The sequence below is a fragment of the Paenibacillus sp. T2-29 genome, assembly GCF_052921365.1.
In genome coordinates, this window is sequence record NZ_JBREVE010000001.1 from 548407 (window position 1) to 567526 (window position 19120).

Genomic DNA, 19120 nt, shown 5'->3' on the forward strand with positions numbered 1-19120 from the left:
ATTCATGGTTTTGAAGGTGCTTTTTCGTCCGAGCTATCTAAGCATTGCGGATATTAAAATATTACGGCCGCCCGGGTCCGGCCGGGGTACAGCTGATATTAGCTGCAGTCAGCTTGTCTTCGATCGCTGCACCAGTGGACATGCCAAAGCAAGCACGAGCGATTGCCATTGCTTCAGATGCAGTCGTATTCAGCACACGATGCTTGACCCGCAACAAAGATTGGGGGGACATACTGAGCTGATGTATTCCCAGTTCCAGCCAAAGTGGAACGGATCGTTCATCTCCAGCCATCTCACCGCAGACACTCACATCAATTCCGGCTTGATGTGCCGCTTGTGCAGTCATGCGCAGCATTCGAAGTACAGCCGGGTGGTATGGATGGTACATATGCGCAATCTGCTCATTCATACGGTCTACAGCCAGCACATACTGAACTAGATCATTCGTTCCGATACTAAAAAAGTCGGTTTCAGCTGCTAATAGATCCGCGATCATCGCTGCAGCCGGAACCTCAATCATAATCCCTCGCTGAATTTTAGGATTATAGGCAAGCCCTCTTGCATCCAAATCCGCCATAGCTTCTTTCAAAAGAGCATCTGCCTGACGGACTTCCTCCACGGATGAGATCATCGGATACATGACCTTGATATTCCCCGTTGCACTGGCTCGCAAAATTGCAGTCAACTGAGTTTTAAACATTTCCTTCCAATCCAGACTAATCCGTATAGCACGATAACCTAGAAAAGGATTTTCTTCCTCTGGGAGCTCAAGATAATCCAACGGCTTATCGCCGCCGATATCCAATGTACGGATGACTACGGAGTGATTGCCTGCCTTTTCCGCTATTAGTCGATATACTTGATACTGCTCCTCTTCATTAGGAGCAGATTTACGATCCATATATAAAAATTCCGTGCGGAACAGCCCCACACCTTGAGCTCCATGCTTCAAAGCAGCCTCCAGTTCTTTAACGGAGCTAATATTGGCCGCCAGTCTCAGCGTGGTTCCATCCTTGGTCACAGCTTCTACCGAAGCGAGTACCTGAAGCTGTTCTTTTCTACGTCGCTGCTCGTCACGTAAAATGATATAGTGGTCTGTTACAGATTTTTCTGGATTCACATACACTCTACCCAGGTCTCCATCCACAACCATCATATCTCCGGTTTGAACAGGCAAATTCATATTGCTCTCCAATCCAGAAACGAGTGGAATACCAAGCGCACGGGCCATAATCGCGGAATGCGATGTTTTACCACCATTCATAGTCACAATCCCTAACACATAGCTGGGATTCAAGTGTGCCGATTGGGATGGTGAGAGCTCTTTGGCTACCAGGATATAGGGCTGAGTGTCCTTGGGAAGAGTCACTTCCGGTGCGCCCAGCAAATGCTTGAGCAGTCGGTTCCCCACATCCTTGATGTCGATTGCCCGCTCCTTCATATATTCATCATCCAGCAAATCAAACATTGTCACAAAATGATCAATAGCTTCCTTCACAGCCACCTCGGCCGCCTTATACTGACGCTGAATAATGCCGCTAATTTCATTCATGAACTCCGGATCTTCCAATATCGCTAGATGAGCATCAAAAATGCTGGATTCCTCCGCTCCCACCATCTCTCGGAACTCATCCTTAATAAACTGGATTTCACTTTTGGATGTACGTATCCCTTCATACAAACGTTCAAATTCCTTCGCTAGATCTACCGTATCCATTTTTTGATCAGGTAAATCCCATTCCCAGCTCGGCAGGACAAATGCCTTCCCGATGGCCACACCTGCTGCGGCGCCGATGCCTTCTATCATGTTTCTACCCCTCCAACATTCCTGTCATGCAGCACAACGGACATTACCGAGGCCTGACCTTTTTTCACTGTTTTAAACGGAGCAAAGCTCCACGACTTGACGCGATCCGGATTCGTGATGACCATAGGAGTCACCAGCGATGGAGCTTGCTCTCGTAGCGCCTGCAAATCAAATTTGATCAGCAATTGCCCCGGTTCCACCGTATCGCCTGCTTCTACCATAGCAGTAAAATTCCCTTTTAGCTGTGAAGTATCAATCCCGATGTGAAGCAGAACCTCAAGTCCTTCTCGTGTGGAGATGCCTAAAGCGTGCATGGTCGGATACAAGTGCATCACAGTACCATACACCGGAGACACAAGTTCACCGCGTTCAGGAACAAAAGCAACACCGTCCCCAACCAGCTTCGTTGCAAAAATTTTGTCAGGCACTTCATGAATCGGTAGCATTTTTCCATGTACAGGAGCATTGAACAAAATTTGAGGGAGATCACGCTCCATCAGCTTTGCAATTTCCTCACGAATCAGTTCTGAATAGGTTCCAAATACGACTTGTAAATTACCTCCGCCCAGATTAATAAGCCCGGCCGATCCCAATGCCTTCATCGCTCCGGTATCAATCAGCCTGTCATTATGGACAGTCAGCCGTAAACGGGTGATGCAGGCTTCTACCTGCACAATATTCTCCTTCCCACCGAGTGCTTCCAAAATAAGTGGAGCACTGTAAGGAATATTACCGGCCCAATCCTCCAGAACCGAGCCTTCCTCACGTCCAGGAGTTGGAATCCGGAAGCGACGGATTGCCCATCGAAACAGTACATAATACACAAGCCCATATGCCACTCCGACTGGAATTAACAACCAGGCGTTATGTGATAGATGGAAATTAAGGACATAATCTATAAAACCCGCCGAATATGAAAAGCCATGGTGAATGTCCAGTTCAAAGGTAAGCCACATGGCCAGACCGGACATAACCGCATGAACGAGGAACAAATAAGGAGCAGCAAACAAAAAGGCAAACTCAATCTGTTCCGACACTCCGGTAAAAAAGCAGACCAATGCAGCCGTCAGAAACGTTTTTTGCACCTTTGGCTTCAAATCTTCACGAGCTTCCTGAATGATCGCTAACGCAATCGCAGGGATCGCGAACATCATAATGGGAAACAACCCAGACATGAAATAGCCCGCTGTCGGATCGCCAGCAAAAAACCGGGGCAGATCCCCCTGCACAACGTTGCCAGACGGCGTTTTATATGTACCCAGTTGAAACCAAAATATATTGTTAAGCAGATGGTGAAGACCAAAAGCTGCCAACAGCCGGTATAGAATGCCGTAAATAAGCAGTCCAAAACCGCCCAAGCTCGATTCCAGGCCAACAATAAATTCCAGTCCTCGTTGAATCAGCGGAGCAATAATCAACATGAGCCCTGCAAATACAGCAGAGAACAGACCAATAAGCAGCAGAACAAATCGGGTGCCCCCAAAAAACTGAAGCACTTCAGGCAACTTAATGCTTTTGAAGCGATTATAAGCCAACCCTGAAATGATCCCCAAAATGATACCAATGAGCGTCGCTGGCTGAATGAGTCCGTTTCCAAATCTCAATGTGACCTGATCATATATAGCCATACCAGCCAATGCAGCCAGTCCGGCCTGACCTGCTTGATTCGACATACCCAGTGCAACACCAACCGCAAACAAATACGGCAAAAAATAAAATATCCCATGTCCCGCCGCATTTGCCATATCAGACACCATAGGAAATCCCCACGTGGCCCAAGGAAGGCTGCCGAGACTTAGCAATATTGCAGCTGCCGGTAGCACCATCGTCGGGAGCATGACAGCACGACCAAGCTGTTGTAAGGATCCGAGCCAATTCATGGCATTCCTCTCCCTTCTATCCCTGATGGTAAGCCGAATAAATACTTTTGTCAAAGCCATGGTTCCGTCAGCCAAAAATATTTATTTACGCTTTTACAGGTCATATAACTTATTACTCAACGATAACCCTATGAATTTAACTAGACCATATCATATTCCAAGCATATATACATTATATGGATTCCTGAAAGTATAATATACTGTATCATGATTCTGATTTCACACCAAAAACCTTCAACCCTATGAAACAAGGGAAGAAGGTTTTCTTCATGTGCATATAGCATGGGTCAGAGGTGTGATTATCCTTTACGAACAGCTTGGGTCACTGAATCCTCCACCTTAATGCAACGATCCATAATAACCGTCATTCCATGCTCCTGCGCAATGTCAGCGGCTTCCTGGCTTATAATTCCCTGTTGTAGCCACAATATCTTAGCTCCAATAGCAGCGGCTTCACGTGCAACCTCTGCGCAGTATTCGCTACGACGGAATACATTAACCATTTCAACGGGCTCTGGTACTTCAGCAAGACTGGCATAGCAAGTCTCTCCAAGAATTGTTTGCCCTGCGGCCGCAGGATTAACCGGAATAATCCGGTATCCCCGCTTTTGCATAGCATAAGAAACCATGTATGAGGTGCGGTCTGATTTATCAGACAAACCTACAACCGCAATATTGCCTACTTGTTCCAAAATATTCTTAATCTCTTCTCTGGATGGATTTTCAAAAGCCATTCTATCTCCTCCTGTCTGTATCTTAACTTACCTTTATTTTACCCATTCTACGGAAGCACCAAGCGTCGTCAGATGGTCGAAATACTGTGGATACGATTTGGCGACATGATGCGCATCCTTGATCACTAGCGGCTTCTGCGCGCGCAAACCTACAACCGTCAATGCCATAATGACACGGTGATCATAATGCGCGTTGATTTCCACTCCACCTTCGACACCCTCCGGTCTACCATGCACAATGATTTCCGCTTGACGTTCTTCTACCCGAGCCCCAGCCTTGCTCAACTCATTCAAATAATCCGTAATTCGGTCACATTCCTTATACCGTAAATTTTCCACGTTATAAAAACGAGATGTACCTTCGGCAAATACAGCCGCAGCTACCATGGCAAGTACAGCATCTGTCGCGGCATCACCATCAAACTCGATGGCCTTCAATCGGCCGTTCCCCTTTACAACAACGGTATCGTTCTCATGTGTCAGTGGTACTTCCATCATACGCAGTACATCTACAATAGCGCGTTCTCCCTGTTTGCTCTGCTCTTTAAGACGATGGATGGTAACATCGGAATTCGTTACTGCAGCCGCCGCCAGCACCGCAGCACTCCCTGGATAATCCCCCTGTACAGTATACGTACGTGGCTGATAGGATTGCCGACCCGGGACGCGGAAAGACATGTAGTCATCACTTGCATGAATGGTAATACCAGCCTCTTGCAATACCTCTAGAGTCTGCCCAATGACCACTTTGGATTTCAAATCATGCAGTACTTCAATTTCACTATCTTCCTCCAGTAAAGGTGTAAGGAACAACAGAGCGCTTAAATACTGTGAGCTAACCGAGCCGGACACCTCAATTTTACCGCCCTTCGCCTGACCACCCTGAATACGTATTGGCAACTTGCCTTCACGATGATCTACTTTAACACCTAGTTGGCCCAATGCATCAATTAGATCGTCATGGGGCCTTTTCCCCAATGAGTCGGGATATGTATTCACAAATGTAACATCCGGACATAGGGACGCAATTCCCATCAAAAAACGGAGCACCGCTCCTGCATTGCCTACGTTCAGTTCCTTCACAGCTTGAGGATGGCTACCAAAACCTGTAATCACTATTTTTTCATCATCCTCTTCCAGCACTGCTCCCAGATCGGTGATACAACGACGCATAGCGTCACTGTCCTCACTATGAGCTGGATAATAAATAGTACTTTGTCCATCGGCTAGTGCAGCCGTAAGCAGATAACGAGTCGTGTAGTTTTTGGAGGACAAAGCCCCAATCTCTCCTTGCAAGGAAGGGGTAGGTCTAACGATAACATCCATATTATACATGCTCCTTTTCGATTCAAACCATCCTAGTTTACGTTAATTATACAAGTTGTATCGTTCATTTCTCCACCTAAAAAATAAGGAATATTCATCTAGGTCTGTCGAGGTTTAGCAACCTGGTTGACTAATCTTTATTTAATTTTTAGATTTAGGCTAATTGACAGCTTAGAGATCGCTTCGCTATCATACATAGAGAGTGTGACGTTTCTCACACGCCAACAATACAAGTAGTACCCATTTACATTAGAAAAGAGGTCCAGCCATGACGCAAATCGCTCTGATTGAACCTTCTGAGCTTCGCGCACGCCTGCAAGCAGGAGAGCAATTGCAATTGATCGACGTCCGTGAGGCGGAAGAAGTAGCGGAAGGTATGATTGAAGGTGCCAAGCACATTCCGCTCGGACAGATTCCGGGCCGCCTTGAGGAAATTGAACGCACCGGTGAAATTATCTTTATTTGCCGGAGCGGTTATCGCAGTGAACGTGCCTGCGAATATTTGCAGCAGCTAGGTTACGAGGGATGCACCAACATGACTGGTGGCATGCTGCAATGGTCACAGGAGCAGTAAAACAGCTAGTCTATAAAAGAGACGGAAACTTTCCGTCTCTTTTATTTAGGCTCAGGCTTAGACGCGGTAAAGCATTAAACTATCATGCTTCTATCATACCATAGCGTCAAAAGATTACACAATCCTTTCGCACATCCAAATTCGTATCTAAAATACCAATTAAAAAAACGGAAGCTTCTTCTACCCCAAGGGCAAAAAGCTTCCGTTGTGTTACATACTACATCCTTACATATTCGTCAGTTCATTAGAACCATTGATGATGGAATACGCCTTCTTTGTCCACACGCTTGAACGTATGTGCACCAAAGTAGTCACGTTGCGCTTGCAACAGATTTGCTGGCAAACGCTCAGTGCGATAGCTGTCATAGTAAGCAAGCGCGCTGGAGAAGCCAGGCACTGGAATACCTTGAGATACAGCCACGGAAATCACTTGACGCCATGCATCTTGATACGTTTCTACTACATTTTTGAAATAAGAGTCCAGCAACAGGTTTTTCAGAGCAGGATCACGGTCATACGCATCCTTGATGTTTTGCAGGAATTGCGAACGGATAATGCAACCACCGCGGAAGATCATTGCAATTTTTCCGTATTTCAAATCCCAATCATATTCATCGGAAGCTGCGCGCATTTGAGCGAAACCTTGAGCATAAGACACAATTTTACTTGCGAACAGTGCTTTACGTACGCTTTCGATAAATTCTTTTTTGTCGCCGCTGAAGGATTCAGCTTTAGGACCGCTCAGCACTTTGCTTGCCGCAATACGCTCGTCTTTCATAGCAGACAAGAAACGGGAAAATACGGACTCAGTAATCATGGACAATGGCACACCCAGATCCAGCGCGCTTTGGCTTGTCCATTTACCAGTCCCTTTTTGACCTGCAGCGTCCAAAATCACATCTACCATAGGCTTGCCTGTTTCAGCATCATACTGGGAGAAGATGTCAGCTGTAATTTCGATCAGGTAACTGTCCAATTCACCTTTATTCCATTCTGTAAAGATTTCATGAAGCTCTTCTGCACTCACATTCAGAACTGATTTCAGCAAGTGATATGCTTCACCAATCAATTGCATGTCGCCGTACTCGATACCGTTATGCACCATTTTTACATAGTGACCAGCACCGTCGGGACCGATATATGTACAGCATGGGTCGCCGTCCACTTTAGCAGAGATTGCAGTCAGAATCGGCTCTACCAGTTTGTAGGCACTTTCTTGTCCACCTGGCATAATGGCAGGACCATTCAAGGCACCTTCTTCACCACCGGATACGCCTGTACCAATAAAGCGAAGTCCTTTTTCCTCCAGCTCCTTGCTGCGGCGCTGTGTATCAGGGAAGTAGGCATTGCCTCCGTCTATAATAATGTCGCCCTTGTCCAGATGAGGCACAAGCTGTTCAATCGTGGCATCTGTAGCTTTACCAGCTTGAACCATGATCAGGATTTTACGGGGTGATTCCAGTGAGTTCACAAATTCTTCAATAGAGAAAGTACCCGTCAGTTTTTTACCTTCTGCTTCTTTGATAAGATCGTGCGTTTTTTCTGGAGAGCGGTTAAAAACCGAAACGGTGAAGCCTCTGCTCTCAATATTAAGGGCCAAGTTTTTACCCATTACCGCCAGGCCGATCACACCAATTTGCTGTTTTGCCATCTGGTTCCTCATCCTTTGCAACATATTTTGTATTCTATATCGCCGCTTTACCGCATTACACTTTATGTGAATCGGAACACGTGCACTTCTATTTTAACGTTTTTAGTGTCAGAAGTGAACCCCTGTCTGATCGCAGATCAAAACACCTCATTTTGCATGAGGTGTTCCGATGTACTACGCTTCCATCATCAGCAGTTGGTGAGATAGCGTTTGCAGGCGTTTATGGCTATTCTCGATTTTAATCTTATCTTTCTCCGTCATCGCCTTGAACAGCTTCTCCAATTCATCGTCTACTTCCATCTTAAGCAGCAGCAGCCGGGTTTCCCCTTCATTGGAAGCGTACATATCCTCCATTTCCTGAGCGGACAGCACCGGTCCCTTCTGATAAATAACACGCTGCTTAAAGCCAGTAACCTCGACCAGACGAATGACCTCGCCGAACAAAATATTTTCCACCAAAATATGATGATCCTTGACTCTTTTGACAATGGCATGACCTCGGGTGCTTCCAATCAGCTTCTCCAACCACTCAGCCAGCTTGGCATCGCGGATTACATAATCTCCAGCCAGCTTGTAGTGTCCTGTGCGCAATTGTTGAAAACGGAGCTTCACCAGCTTGCGCCCGGTTCTCACCGACAAAACCAGATACGACTCATCCTCGCTCCAGTACAGCGAATACCCTTCCGATATCAAATCCTTGATCAGATTATGGATATGCCGACGGCTAAACCGGAGCTCTAGATTGCAATATTCTACCTCACAGCCCTTGTTCACGGCATTCCCTCCTTTTTCAAGTCCGATTCAAGAAGTCCGGCTACAGCAAGCCTGCGGCTTTCCCGCTTGATCTTCCCTTGCTCTATTTTATACTTCATTTTATGTAAGGGTACTTGGTTATTTGACCTATTTTTATGAGTAACAACGCACAATCCTACTTTTGCCTTATATGCTTGTACCGAGCCCGGCCTAAAGTCGGCCAAGCCCGCTGACATTATGCTATAATCGGACATATTACGTCACACGATATGGCTTAGCCTAGATACAGGAGGAAATAGGAATGACATTCAGTGGATTTACTGCAAAGGACTTTGATGTCTTTGAAATACCAGGATTGGAACCTCGCATGGAGGTGCTGATTCAGCAGGTTCGGCCCAAGTTGGAGACGATTGGCGAGGAGTTAGCCCCCTTCCTGACGGACTTATGCGGAGAGCCTATGCACGTTCACGTGGCCAAGCATGCACGACGCAAGGTCAATCCCCCGATCGATACATGGGTAGCTTGGGCGGCAAATAAACGCGGGTATAAGGCGTTGCCGCATTTTGAGGTAGGTATGTTCGCTTCCCATATATTCGTCATATTCGCAGTCATTTATGAAAGTCCGAATAAAATCACGTTTGCCCAGGCGCTTGAAGCCAACCTGAGCGATGTGCGCTCTAACATACCAGGTCATTTCTACTGGTCCATGGATCATATGGATCCAAAAGGTACAGAACAGCAGCAAATGGACACGGAAGAGTTTCAAACCATTATTAACAAGCTACAGCAGGTGAAAAAAGCCGAGGTCATGTGTGGGCTCCGTATTGATCGTAATGACCCTCTTGCCAGTGACGGAGCTGCGTTACTGCAGACGGTGCGTTCTACCTTTGAGCATTTACTGCCACTGTACCGGATGTCTTTTCCAAAGGACTAGTTTCAGATAAATGCGTCCCTGATCCGCTACTAAGAGTACCGTTCAAGTCTTAACAACGGTTTTTCTCCGTGGATTGCGCGCCAAAGCCAAATGGCAGCCAAACATGAGCAGCATCACGATCCCACTGATGATAAATGGAGCTGTGTGTCCAGCACGGTCCCATAGCACTCCTGAAACGAGCGGACCAATAACCATACCAGAGCCTTGGAGTGTTAAAAAAAAGCCCCATACTGTTGCACGCTCGCTTTCCGGAATCAGTTGGGCAAGAAACGTGTTCCATGCAGGCAAAATGAGCGCATACCCCAAGCCAATAATGGCTACGGATACGAACACAAGTGGAATGGTCTGTACTGTTGAAAAGAAAAATAGCGTGATCCCGGCAAGCAAAAAACCGATGTGCAAAAAGTACTTGGTTCCAAGGCGATCTACCAGCTTGCCACAAGGGATCAATGCCAGCACAGTCACCCCACCACCGGCAATCAGAAGCACGCTATACAGGTTCGGTGAAATTCCGAGATCCGTGCGCGCGTACAGCGTTAGCACAGGGCTGATCAAGCCGATGACAAAGGACTGCAAAAACAGCGCAGGATAAATTAACGGATTCACATTAAGCTTTGTTTTGAGCGTGTTGATCGTCTCCTGGATACCTCTCAACACTTGCCGCTTCTCCTTGGAGTTCCCACCAGAAGATATGAGAGCGCTCTGTTCGAGGTCGTCTTTGCCAGCTGACCTGTTCGTTCCAGGCAGCATAAGAGCAACCAGCAGCAATACAATACTGCATCCTATCAAAATCATGAACACCATACCGTAAGAGTGTCCGTAATGGGATATGGCGAAATTCATAATGAGTGGACCGAAGCCCGTTCCGCCCATGGACGCAATTTCCAGTGTCCCCATCGCTGCACCGTTATTGTTATTAGGACCAGACATTTCGGTCGTTCCAGTCATCACACAAGGCCAGAGCGGAGATGTTCCCAGTCCTAGTAGCAGACACGCGATGACGAGCCACACAGGTTCTGTCAGTGCGCTTAGCATAATGACCGCTACAAGTGTAAACAACAACGCGGTTGACATCGTTCCACGATAACCGAGCCGTTCAGCCATCCAGCCCGCCGGTGCCCGGAATGCATTGTCTCCAAAATACTGAAGCGAAAAGGCTAAACCGATAATTCCGGCCGACAGACCTAACGTTTCTCCCATATATACCGGCAGGATGGATACCAGAAGAGATCCCTTCATGAATTCGACCAGAAACACCAGTATCCATAATTTGGCGAAAAAAGGAGTCCACAGCCGCTGTGAAGCTTTTTTTCGTCTTATTTGCTTCATTTATCCCACATCCTCCGCCTTCGTTTATTGTCTATACATTCGGGGTTCTCCGCCTACTCCGCTCTTTCGCAAATAAATGCGCCCTCAATCGCTTGCATTCCTACTTCAAACTGCTATACTCAATTTTGTTCTATTATCAATTGCACAGGATTGTCGAAATCCTGCATGAAAGGTTGTGACAACACTAATGAATCAAAGCAACACCCCGCTTTTTACTGCTTTGAAAAAGCATGCTCAGAGCAACCCGGTTCAATTTCACATCCCAGGTCATAAAAAGGGAGTGGGCGCAGATCGGGAATTTCGCGAATTTATGGGGGATAATGCTTTTTCCATAGATATGATTAACATCGCTCCATTGGACGATCTGCATCAGCCATCAGGCGTCATTGAAGAAGCTCAAAAGCTTGCAGCAGAAGCCTTCGGAGCTGATTATACTTATTACAGTGTACAGGGGACAAGCGGAGCCATTATCACCATGATTATGTCCATTTGCATGCCAGGTGATAAAATTATTGTACCCCGAAATATACACAAATCCATAATGTCTGCCATTATCTTCGCTGGTGCGAAGCCGGTATTCATTTCTCCGGTCAGTGATGAGAATCTCGGTATTCACCACGGGGTTACAACCAAGTCCGTACGCCGGGCATTGGAACGTCACCCTGACGCCAAGGGCGTCCTTGTCATCAACCCGACATATTACGGTGTGTGCGCCGATTTGAAGGAAATTGTAGATCTCGCTCACAGCTATAATGTGCCGGTCCTGGTCGATGAGGCTCACGGAGTACTGATTCATTTTCACGCTGATTTGCCGATGTCCGCTATGGAGGCGGGGGCAGACATGTCAGCTACAAGCGTCCACAAACTGGGTGGTTCCTTGACTCAAAGCTCGATACTGAATGTCAATACAAAAAACGGATTCGTTAATCCGCAACGTGTACAAACTATTTTCAGCATGCTGACAACGACGTCCACTTCGTATATCCTGCTGGCTTCGTTGGACACATCCCGACGCAACCTGGCCCTTAACGGCCATGAAATAGCACAACGTGCTCTGGAATTAGCTGAATATTGCCGCGCAGAGGTCAACAAAATCGAAGGGCTATATTGCTTTGGCAGCGAAATTCTTGGCACAGAAGCTACCTATGATTATGATCCGACCAAAGTTACAGTTCATATTCGCCATTTAGGCCTTACCGGATATGATGTGGAAAATTGGCTGAGAGATCACTACAATATCGAGGTTGAGCTTAGCGATATGTATAATATTCTCTGTTTGGTGACCCCTGGTGATACCAAAGAGGAAATAGACATTTTATTAAAAGCTTTGCGAGAGCTGGCTGCACTGCACTATTCCACAGGTCAGCAGCATGAGCTGGTTGTAAAGATACCGGATATACCGCAGCTCTCCCTCATTCCGAGAGACGCTTTTTACGGAGATACAGAAATCGTGCCCTTCAAGGAATCTGCTGGCCGTATCATTGCAGAATTCATTTATGTATACCCACCGGGCATCCCGATCCTATTGCCGGGAGAAGTTATTTCGCAGGACAATATTGATTATATTGTAGATCATGTGGAAGTAGGACTGCCTGTTAAAGGACCTGAGGATCGAACGGTACATCAGGTGAAGGTTATCGTTGAAACTGACGCTATTTCTTAAACATGATCTGTTAACACCTGCTTGCAAAAAATGTTGATAGTCAACAAAAAAAGCCCCCATTTGGGGGCTTTTCTATTGTGTGAAGAGCAAGAACAGCTACTGTATCCAATCCTATTCGTATTGGGCAACAAGCTCGCTATATGCAGCTTCTACACGCTTCCACTCATCTTCGTCCTCAATATTGTAAAGCACCATTTCTTCGTTTTCTTCTTCCATACGAAGAATGATACCATCCGCTTCGGGATTGCCTCGCTCAAGCAAAAGAGCATACACGTGATCTTCTACGTCAAAGGTCTCTACCAGCACCATTTCTACATCTTTGCCATTTTCATCAGTTAGCGTAAGAACCATTTCTTCATGTTCGTGGTCATGATCGTGGTTGCAGGCTTCACCGTGTTCATGTTTGTGATCACTCATGGAAATACCTACCTTCAAATTGTTTTATTTTCCCTCGTATCGTAACATGATCAAGAGTGCAGGTCAATTTGTGGTATGCCTAATTTATCGCTGTAATGACTTTTTCGGACACGAGGGTATAACTGCCATCTTTACTTTCTTTAATGTAGAAACCTACCCGATAGTTTCCTGCTGTTTTGAAATCATACGTAAAGTCGTTTGTACGGAACCAGAAGTTATCCTTTTGCGCTCCTTTGATATCTTGGGACTGAATATCCTTTACATTGCCCGAAGGGTCGGTAATTGCTACTTTCACTCCGGAAATATCTGTTTTCAGGGTATCAATTTGACTGAAAACATTAAACTTCACTTTGTTACCTTTATTCACGTTACCAAACACAGTATCCCCCTTGAACAGGAACATATGCACGTTTGGCTGGTCGAAAACAACTTTTCCACCAGAGGGATCAAAATTTACAAGCCCATTAAAATCACGGATAGGCACATAAGTTTTCCCATCAATGACAACTGCTCCATCTTTTGACACTTCTCCGTTAATAATCAACTGCACTTGGTCCTTGGCGGACTCCGCCGAAATGACGGTCCCTCCCATTATTGAAAAGGCCATCACTAGGGCCATCACTTTTCTCCATTTCATACTACATATCCCTCCATCGTTATCTGTTAAAAACCATCTGTCGTACATTTATACCTAGCTCAGCCGCACAAGTTGCGCTGTGTTTCACAAATTGTCCAAAGTTTTTACATGAGGAGCCAAATCTTTAGTTCTCGCAGCCTAGATGTTAAAATACGATTGTAGAATGTCTTATAACACATCGTCTGGAGGGTGAATCCATAATGGGCCTAACGATACAGATGCTTGGTACAGGCAGCGCCTTTGCCAAGCATTATTACAACAACAACGCGCTGCTGGATAGCGGGGAAGGCAAGCTGCTGATCGATTGCGGTACAACCGCATCGCTGGCATTACACCAGATGGGTGTCCCTTTGCCTGATATTGACGCTATTTTAATCACACATATTCACGCAGATCATGTCGGAGGCTTAGAGGAATTTGGTTTTCAAATGAATATCCTCCATCGTCGCAAACCTCTACTTTATATCGCCGAAGCATTAATCCACCCTTTATGGGAGCATACGCTCAAGGGCGGCATGTCCCAGCAAGGTATGATTGACAAGCTTGAGGATGTATTTGAGGTAAATGTCATAACGCCTGGCGTATCCACCACATTAGTACCTGGTATCCAGATAGAGCTGATCCCTACACAGCATATTCCTGGTAAACACAGTTACTCTTTGTTCATAAATGATCGTCTTTTTTATAGTGCGGACATGGTTTTTGATCCTGATTTACTTCATCATCTGGTGCATGAACGGGGATGCCGGAGCATTTTACATGAGGTTCAGTTACAAGGCGCTGGAGAAGTACATACAACGTTAGATGAGCTGCTAAGCTTGCCAACACCTCTGCAAGAGCAAATTCATCTGATGCACTATAGTGATGATATGGAACAATTTAGAGATAAGGCAGGGATTATGTCCTTTCTGGAGCAGCAGCGAGTTTATCCGCTAGCAGATTTGGAACGTGCAGAGTAGCAGAGCTAATGAGAGCTTAAACAATTAACAAAAAGCCGCCCGGCTTTCCTACAAAGGATAGCCGGGCGGCTTGCTGCATATTTTTTGTATACAATGATAAGCTTGCACGTTAATGTTGCGAGTCAAGGTCAGAACAACGGCAGTTGATCCAGGTTATTAGAAGGATCTCCATCGGCATCTCCTCGAATTCGTTTGCTTCCATCCTTGGCCTTGAACACGTTGACGCCTGCAATGGAGCCTGCTTCAATCTCGTTCAACGCTTGGCTATAATCCAAAATCCGTCCAGTAGATGTCTGAAATGACGTAAGATCGCCATCCCCGTTTTTACGTACTGCCGTAATTTGTTCTCGTTCTGTATTCGCCATGCTGCATCGCTCCTTATCCATAGTATAGTGGAGGAACTTTTACTAGTATGTGCATTGTACAGCTTTGTATACACCCCGTGCCTCAATTACAACTTTTTACGCATACGTACGTGCGGTATTCCCGCATCGTCAAAAGGTTCATCAGAGATCGTTTCATAGCCTAGCTTTTCGTAAAACTTCTCAGCTTGACATTGAGCATCTAGCAACGAGTATCTCAGCCCCAGTTCACGTGCACGTTCCTCCAGTGCTAGCAGTAATACGCGTCCATAACCTGCTGCACGATGCTCCTTGAGAACGGCAATACGTTGCATTTTAGCTGTATCCTCATCATAATATGTCAACCGACCAGTAGCCACCATTTCCCCATGTTCACAAATTAGTAAATGATGGGCGGTATCTCCCAGCTTGTCATAATGATCAATTTCAAGATCTAGAGGAACCTTTTGCTCTTCGACAAACACTTTGGTCCGGATTAATATTGCCTTCTGCAGTTGCTCTTCTGTTGTTACAGTTATAATTTCTGCGGCCATCATCTGTTCCTCCATCTCTAATTTCAAATGTAAACTCGCTAAATTTGAATTATATATATAAATGGTTATGAAGTACAGGCTGATTTGTATTTTTTCACTTTACATATATGGTTAATACATGATATTATCTAGTAACTACAGGACGGTAGCTCAGCGGGAGAGCATTATCTTGACAGGGTAAGGGTCATGGGTTCGATCCCCATCCGTCCTATACGTCTAAAGCCTTGATGTTCAAGGCTTTTTTTGTTTATTTGGAGATACAGAGAATTTTGCTAAAAAGAGAAACAGGTCATTGTTTAAGATTTGAGCACAAAAAAGCCAACCTGAAATAAGGTTGACTTTTTTATATACTCTACCGTTACACTTAAGCTGTAATATCTCTTTATTCAGTAAGATTGAATTCTAGAGAATCGTTAGGCAATACATATCTCTTCTATTATATAGAAGAACAACTAAGCCAGCCCCAAGCACAATATACACGGAGCCCCTAGATTACGATATAAACAGCTCCACTCTCACTGTCAATCTCTGTGGGGTAAGTGGTCACACATCCAGTATCCGGATCTCGCACCTGGCCGGTGAATAGGTCGACTTTCCAGTCATGGAGCGGACAATGGACTACCGATCCACAGATCATTCCTTCAGATAACCGTCCCCCTTTGTGCGGACAACGGTTCTCAAGCGCACGCACGCTGCCGTCACTAAGGCGGAATACGGCTATCTCTGTATTTTGAATGCGAACTGTTCTTGCTCCACGTTGGTCAATTTCGTTCAGATCTGCAATCCTGATTCTGCTGGTTATCGTATTGCTCTCCATTTGGTCAGCCCCCTATTCCATTACTGCCTTAAGCTCTGGCAGCTGCACAAAATTTTTGTGCAGCTCTTCGTTATGAATGATTTCGTGCCACGGATCCGTCGTTGTACTTAACGTCTCCTCAATTCTGCTTACCAGTCGCTGCCTCATCTCCGCATTTGCTAGTACCTGTTTGATCGAGTCTACGCCTACCCGTTCTACCCAATGAGCTGTTCGCTCGTTCCAATTCGCCTGCTCACGGTAATACTGTAAATAGGCACCAGTCCATTCCATCACTTCATCCTCGGTTTTTACAGTACACAGCAGTTCTGCTGCCCGCACCTTAATACCGCCATTACCTCCAATATAGATCCCCCAGCCACCGTCAATAGCGACAACGCCCAAATCCTTAATCGTCGCTTCTGCGCAGTTACGCGGACAGCCCGACACAGCCAGTTTGACTTTGGATGGCGCGTTCAGACGCTCAAATGCCTTTTCCAACCGGATACCCATACTCATGGCATCCTGTGTGCCGAAGCGACAAAAGGTGTTACCAACGCACGTCTTGACCGTTCGTAATGTCTTTCCATATGCATACCCTGACGGCATATCCAATTCAGACCAGATTCCCGGTAGATCTTCCTTTTTCACACCAAGCAAGTCGAGACGTTGGCCACCCGTAAATTTAACCAAAGGCACGTTGTATTTCTCCGCGACAGCGGCAATCTTCTTCAGGTCGGCAGGTGAAGTAACTCCTCCATAAATGCGGGGCACCACAGAGTAGGTACCATCCTTCTGGATATTGGCATGGTACCTTTCATTCGTGAATCTGGATTCCTTCTCATCCTCATAATCCAGTGGCCACAGCATACCTAGATAATAGTTGAGGGCCGGCCGGCATTTGGTACACCCTTCAGGTTCGTTCCAGCCCAGCACGTTCATCACTTCTTTGACGCTCTTCAGCCCCATTTCCCGGATACCATTAATAATCGCTTCCCGATCAAGCGTTGTACAACCACATATCCCTTCTTTAATCGGTTCTCCGGTTTCTTCACCTGCGTACAGCTGTAAGAGCCCCTCCACTATTAGCTTACAGCCGCCGCATGATGCCGATGCCTTCGTACAGGCCTTAATCTCCCCAAGACTCCTGCAGCCTGCCGCAACCGCCTCTCCAATGTCACCCTTGGATACACCATTACATCCGCATACAATTTCATCTTCAGGCATCTGCTCCAGCATCACGGTACCACTACCTTCTGGTTGACCAGGGTTAAAGCCAAGTAACAACTCTTTCTCTCGACCAACCACCGAATCACCACTTTTGATCAGAGAAAACAACATAGCTCCATCAGATGTATCCCCAAACAGAACGGCTCCGATCAGTTTTTCTTCCTTGATGACGATTTTTTTGTAGACGCCACCAATATCATCCTGATACCGCAGAGATCGCGTTTCTGGCTCATCCTTGTAATTGCCTGCTGAAAATACATCGACGCCCGATACCTTCAACCTTGTCGAAGTGACGGAACCACTATAGCCGGGAGTCTCCATTCCCGCGAGTCGCTGAGCAAGGACACCCCCCTGCTCATATAATGGGGCAACCAGACCGTAAGTGATTCCCCGGTGTTCTGCACATTCTCCAACGGCGTATATGCCAGGAATGTTCGTTTCCATGTTATCATTTACGATGATGCCACGGTTTACGGGAATTCCCGCCGAAACCGCCAGTTCAATATCTGGTTTGATACCTACCGCCATAACGATCAAATCCGCTTCCAGTTCGCTGCCATCAGCAAACTTCAGCCCTTCCACGCGACGACGCCCGGTGATAGCCGCCGTCCGCTTATTGACCAGAAAAGTCATTCCCTGTTCCTCCAGCTCGCGCCGTAACATAAGGGAAGCTGCCTCATCCAGCTGTCGGTCCATAATATATCCATTGAGATGAATAACTGTAACGTCCATCCCCAAATTAAGCAGCCCCCTGGCTGCCTCTAGCCCAAGCAATCCGCCGCCGATAACGGCTGCTTTTTTGTGCGTCTTCGCCGTCTCTATCATCGTCTCGCAGTCACGGATATCCCGGAAACCAATCACACCATCCTTGTCGGCTCCTGGAAGCGGCAGGATGAAGGCTTTAGAACCTGTTGCCAACAACAGTAAATCATAAGAGACGCATACACCGGATCGTGAAGTCACCTGCCGCTTTTCCGTATCGATAGCTGTGACAGGATCATCGGTATACAATCGGATATTATTCTCTTCATACCAACTCCAATCGTTGATGATAATATCCTGCAAACCTGCTCCTCCAGCCAGAACAGAGGACAGCATGATCCGATTATAGTTGGGATGGGGCTCGGCCCCAAATACCGTAATCTCATAAGCACCTGGTGCGATCTTCAGCAAATGTTCGAGAGTGCGTATCCCCGCCATTCCGTTGCCGACCAGCACTAATTTTTGGATGTAGTTCATTAGGTCACTCCCTCTCCATTTCTATCCTTAAAACATAAAAAGCCTGCTTCACATACGGGGATGAAAAATATCCCTCCACATGTAAAAACAGGCTCCATTGCCGTTTCATCGAATACGCCGTTGTATCCATCAGAGTATGAATTTAAAGTACTGTAGCCAATATATAACGATTCAAATCACATGTCAATATTCCTTACGCATTATCTTATAAAAAATTATATTTTATCACTAAGTAACATATCCATGACGTATAAAATATCACTCTTCTGCAAAATTAGGATTGATTTTCAGTCCAAAAC

At 46.1% G+C, this 19120-nt stretch carries 17 protein-coding genes and 1 tRNA gene; 5 read left to right on the forward strand and 13 right to left on the reverse strand.

Annotated features, from left to right (window positions below):
- Positions 1–61: 61 nt before the first annotated feature.
- The 4 genes from ptsP to aroA all read right to left on the reverse strand — a co-directional run bounded on the left by ptsP (position 62) and on the right by aroA (position 5747).
- Positions 62–1807: a phosphoenolpyruvate--protein phosphotransferase gene (gene ptsP / locus ACU1JV_RS03020; RefSeq protein WP_025675451.1), complete on the reverse strand. Its 1746-nt coding sequence runs from the start codon at positions 1805–1807 to the stop codon at positions 62–64.
- Positions 1804–3687: a glucose PTS transporter subunit IIA gene (locus tag ACU1JV_RS03025; protein ID WP_013371886.1), complete on the reverse strand. Its 1884-nt coding sequence runs from the start codon at positions 3685–3687 to the stop codon at positions 1804–1806. The genes ptsP and ACU1JV_RS03025 overlap by 4 nt, the downstream gene beginning before the upstream one ends.
- Before the next feature lie 299 nt (positions 3688–3986).
- A complete protein-coding gene (locus tag ACU1JV_RS03030; protein WP_413986618.1) occupies positions 3987–4421 on the reverse strand; it encodes a CoA-binding protein in 435 nt (144 codons plus the stop codon).
- Between the two features lie 33 nt (positions 4422–4454).
- Complete coding sequence (gene aroA, locus ACU1JV_RS03035; protein ID WP_013371888.1) at positions 4455–5747, reverse strand: 3-phosphoshikimate 1-carboxyvinyltransferase; 1293 nt, start codon at positions 5745–5747, stop codon at positions 4455–4457.
- A gap of 268 nt (positions 5748–6015) precedes the next feature.
- Here aroA and ACU1JV_RS03040 point away from each other — a divergent pair, with 268 nt between their 5' ends.
- Complete coding sequence (locus ACU1JV_RS03040; protein ID WP_013371889.1) at positions 6016–6321, forward strand: rhodanese-like domain-containing protein; 306 nt, start codon at positions 6016–6018, stop codon at positions 6319–6321.
- Positions 6322–6565: 244 nt separating this feature from the next.
- Here the strand turns inward: ACU1JV_RS03040 and gndA are convergent, their stop codons facing one another.
- Both gndA and ACU1JV_RS03050 read right to left on the reverse strand, forming a co-directional pair.
- Positions 6566–7972, reverse strand: a complete 1407-nt coding sequence (gene gndA, locus ACU1JV_RS03045; RefSeq protein ID WP_013371891.1) for an NADP-dependent phosphogluconate dehydrogenase — start codon at positions 7970–7972, stop codon at positions 6566–6568.
- 174 nt (positions 7973–8146) lie between these two features.
- Positions 8147–8746, reverse strand: a complete 600-nt coding sequence (locus ACU1JV_RS03050; protein WP_040103394.1) for a hypothetical protein — start codon at positions 8744–8746, stop codon at positions 8147–8149.
- 280 nt (positions 8747–9026) lie between these two features.
- On the opposite strand from ACU1JV_RS03050, the gene ACU1JV_RS03055 reads away from it, so the two are divergent.
- Complete coding sequence (locus ACU1JV_RS03055; RefSeq protein WP_040103393.1) at positions 9027–9659, forward strand: YktB family protein; 633 nt, start codon at positions 9027–9029, stop codon at positions 9657–9659.
- Positions 9660–9701: 42 nt separating this feature from the next.
- On the opposite strand, the gene ACU1JV_RS03060 is transcribed toward ACU1JV_RS03055, so the two are convergent.
- Positions 9702–10988: an MFS transporter gene (locus tag ACU1JV_RS03060; RefSeq protein ID WP_413986619.1), complete on the reverse strand. Its 1287-nt coding sequence runs from the start codon at positions 10986–10988 to the stop codon at positions 9702–9704.
- A gap of 187 nt (positions 10989–11175) precedes the next feature.
- Here ACU1JV_RS03060 and ACU1JV_RS03065 point away from each other — a divergent pair, with 187 nt between their 5' ends.
- Positions 11176–12651, forward strand: a complete 1476-nt coding sequence (locus ACU1JV_RS03065) for an aminotransferase class I/II-fold pyridoxal phosphate-dependent enzyme (RefSeq protein WP_013371896.1) — start codon at positions 11176–11178, stop codon at positions 12649–12651.
- 111 nt (positions 12652–12762) lie between these two features.
- Here the strand turns inward: ACU1JV_RS03065 and ACU1JV_RS03070 are convergent, their stop codons facing one another.
- Positions 12763–13068, reverse strand: coding sequence for a DUF1292 domain-containing protein (locus ACU1JV_RS03070; RefSeq protein WP_007431055.1), 306 nt, complete (start codon positions 13066–13068; stop codon positions 12763–12765).
- A 79-nt stretch (positions 13069–13147) separates the two neighbouring features.
- Complete coding sequence (locus ACU1JV_RS03075) at positions 13148–13705, reverse strand: hypothetical protein (RefSeq protein WP_013371897.1); 558 nt, start codon at positions 13703–13705, stop codon at positions 13148–13150.
- A 200-nt stretch (positions 13706–13905) separates the two neighbouring features.
- Here ACU1JV_RS03075 and ACU1JV_RS03080 point away from each other — a divergent pair, with 200 nt between their 5' ends.
- Entirely contained in the window at positions 13906–14664 is a 759-nt protein-coding gene (locus ACU1JV_RS03080) for an MBL fold metallo-hydrolase (protein ID WP_413986620.1), read from the forward strand.
- 128 nt (positions 14665–14792) lie between these two features.
- On the opposite strand, the gene ACU1JV_RS03085 is transcribed toward ACU1JV_RS03080, so the two are convergent.
- Together ACU1JV_RS03085 and ACU1JV_RS03090 are read right to left on the reverse strand one after the other, a co-directional pair.
- On the reverse strand, positions 14793–15029 hold the full coding sequence (locus tag ACU1JV_RS03085) for a DUF3892 domain-containing protein (protein WP_013371899.1): 237 nt from the start codon (positions 15027–15029) through the stop codon (positions 14793–14795).
- Between the two features lie 86 nt (positions 15030–15115).
- Positions 15116–15559: a GNAT family N-acetyltransferase gene (locus ACU1JV_RS03090; RefSeq protein WP_025675812.1), complete on the reverse strand. Its 444-nt coding sequence runs from the start codon at positions 15557–15559 to the stop codon at positions 15116–15118.
- Between the two features lie 139 nt (positions 15560–15698).
- On the opposite strand from ACU1JV_RS03090, the gene ACU1JV_RS03095 reads away from it, so the two are divergent.
- Positions 15699–15770 (forward strand) — tRNA-Val (locus tag ACU1JV_RS03095).
- A 276-nt stretch (positions 15771–16046) separates the two neighbouring features.
- On the opposite strand, the gene nirD is transcribed toward ACU1JV_RS03095, so the two are convergent.
- Both nirD and nirB read right to left on the reverse strand, forming a co-directional pair.
- Complete coding sequence (nirD, locus tag ACU1JV_RS03100) at positions 16047–16376, reverse strand: nitrite reductase small subunit NirD (protein ID WP_413986621.1); 330 nt, start codon at positions 16374–16376, stop codon at positions 16047–16049.
- A gap of 12 nt (positions 16377–16388) precedes the next feature.
- Complete coding sequence (nirB, locus tag ACU1JV_RS03105) at positions 16389–18821, reverse strand: nitrite reductase large subunit NirB (protein WP_413986622.1); 2433 nt, start codon at positions 18819–18821, stop codon at positions 16389–16391.
- Between the last annotated feature and the right edge of the window lie 299 nt (positions 18822–19120).

Excerpts from the sequence above, each read along its gene's own strand:
- ACU1JV_RS03055 (WP_040103393.1), top strand. The coding sequence starts at position 9,027 with ATGACATTCAGTGGATTTACTGCAAAGGACTTTGATGTCTTTGAAATA.
- ACU1JV_RS03060 (WP_413986619.1), bottom strand. The coding sequence starts at position 10,988 with ATGAAGCAAATAAGACGAAAAAAAGCTTCACAGCGGCTGTGGACTCCT.
- nirB (WP_413986622.1), bottom strand. The coding sequence starts at position 18,821 with ATGAACTACATCCAAAAATTAGTGCTGGTCGGCAACGGAATGGCGGGG.
- aroA (WP_013371888.1), bottom strand. The coding sequence starts at position 5,747 with ATGGATGTTATCGTTAGACCTACCCCTTCCTTGCAAGGAGAGATTGGG.
- ACU1JV_RS03040 (WP_013371889.1), top strand. The coding sequence starts at position 6,016 with ATGACGCAAATCGCTCTGATTGAACCTTCTGAGCTTCGCGCACGCCTG.
- ACU1JV_RS03025 (WP_013371886.1), bottom strand. The coding sequence starts at position 3,687 with ATGAATTGGCTCGGATCCTTACAACAGCTTGGTCGTGCTGTCATGCTC.
- ACU1JV_RS03070 (WP_007431055.1), bottom strand. The coding sequence starts at position 13,068 with ATGAGTGATCACAAACATGAACACGGTGAAGCCTGCAACCACGATCAT.
- ACU1JV_RS03085 (WP_013371899.1), bottom strand. The coding sequence starts at position 15,029 with ATGGCGAATACAGAACGAGAACAAATTACGGCAGTACGTAAAAACGGG.
- ACU1JV_RS03065 (WP_013371896.1), top strand. The coding sequence starts at position 11,176 with ATGAATCAAAGCAACACCCCGCTTTTTACTGCTTTGAAAAAGCATGCT.
- ptsP (WP_025675451.1), bottom strand. The coding sequence starts at position 1,807 with ATGATAGAAGGCATCGGCGCCGCAGCAGGTGTGGCCATCGGGAAGGCA.
- ACU1JV_RS03030 (WP_413986618.1), bottom strand. The coding sequence starts at position 4,421 with ATGGCTTTTGAAAATCCATCCAGAGAAGAGATTAAGAATATTTTGGAA.
- nirD (WP_413986621.1), bottom strand. The coding sequence starts at position 16,376 with ATGGAGAGCAATACGATAACCAGCAGAATCAGGATTGCAGATCTGAAC.
- ACU1JV_RS03090 (WP_025675812.1), bottom strand. The coding sequence starts at position 15,559 with ATGGCCGCAGAAATTATAACTGTAACAACAGAAGAGCAACTGCAGAAG.
- gndA (WP_013371891.1), bottom strand. The coding sequence starts at position 7,972 with ATGGCAAAACAGCAAATTGGTGTGATCGGCCTGGCGGTAATGGGTAAA.
- ACU1JV_RS03075 (WP_013371897.1), bottom strand. The coding sequence starts at position 13,705 with ATGAAATGGAGAAAAGTGATGGCCCTAGTGATGGCCTTTTCAATAATG.
- ACU1JV_RS03080 (WP_413986620.1), top strand. The coding sequence starts at position 13,906 with ATGGGCCTAACGATACAGATGCTTGGTACAGGCAGCGCCTTTGCCAAG.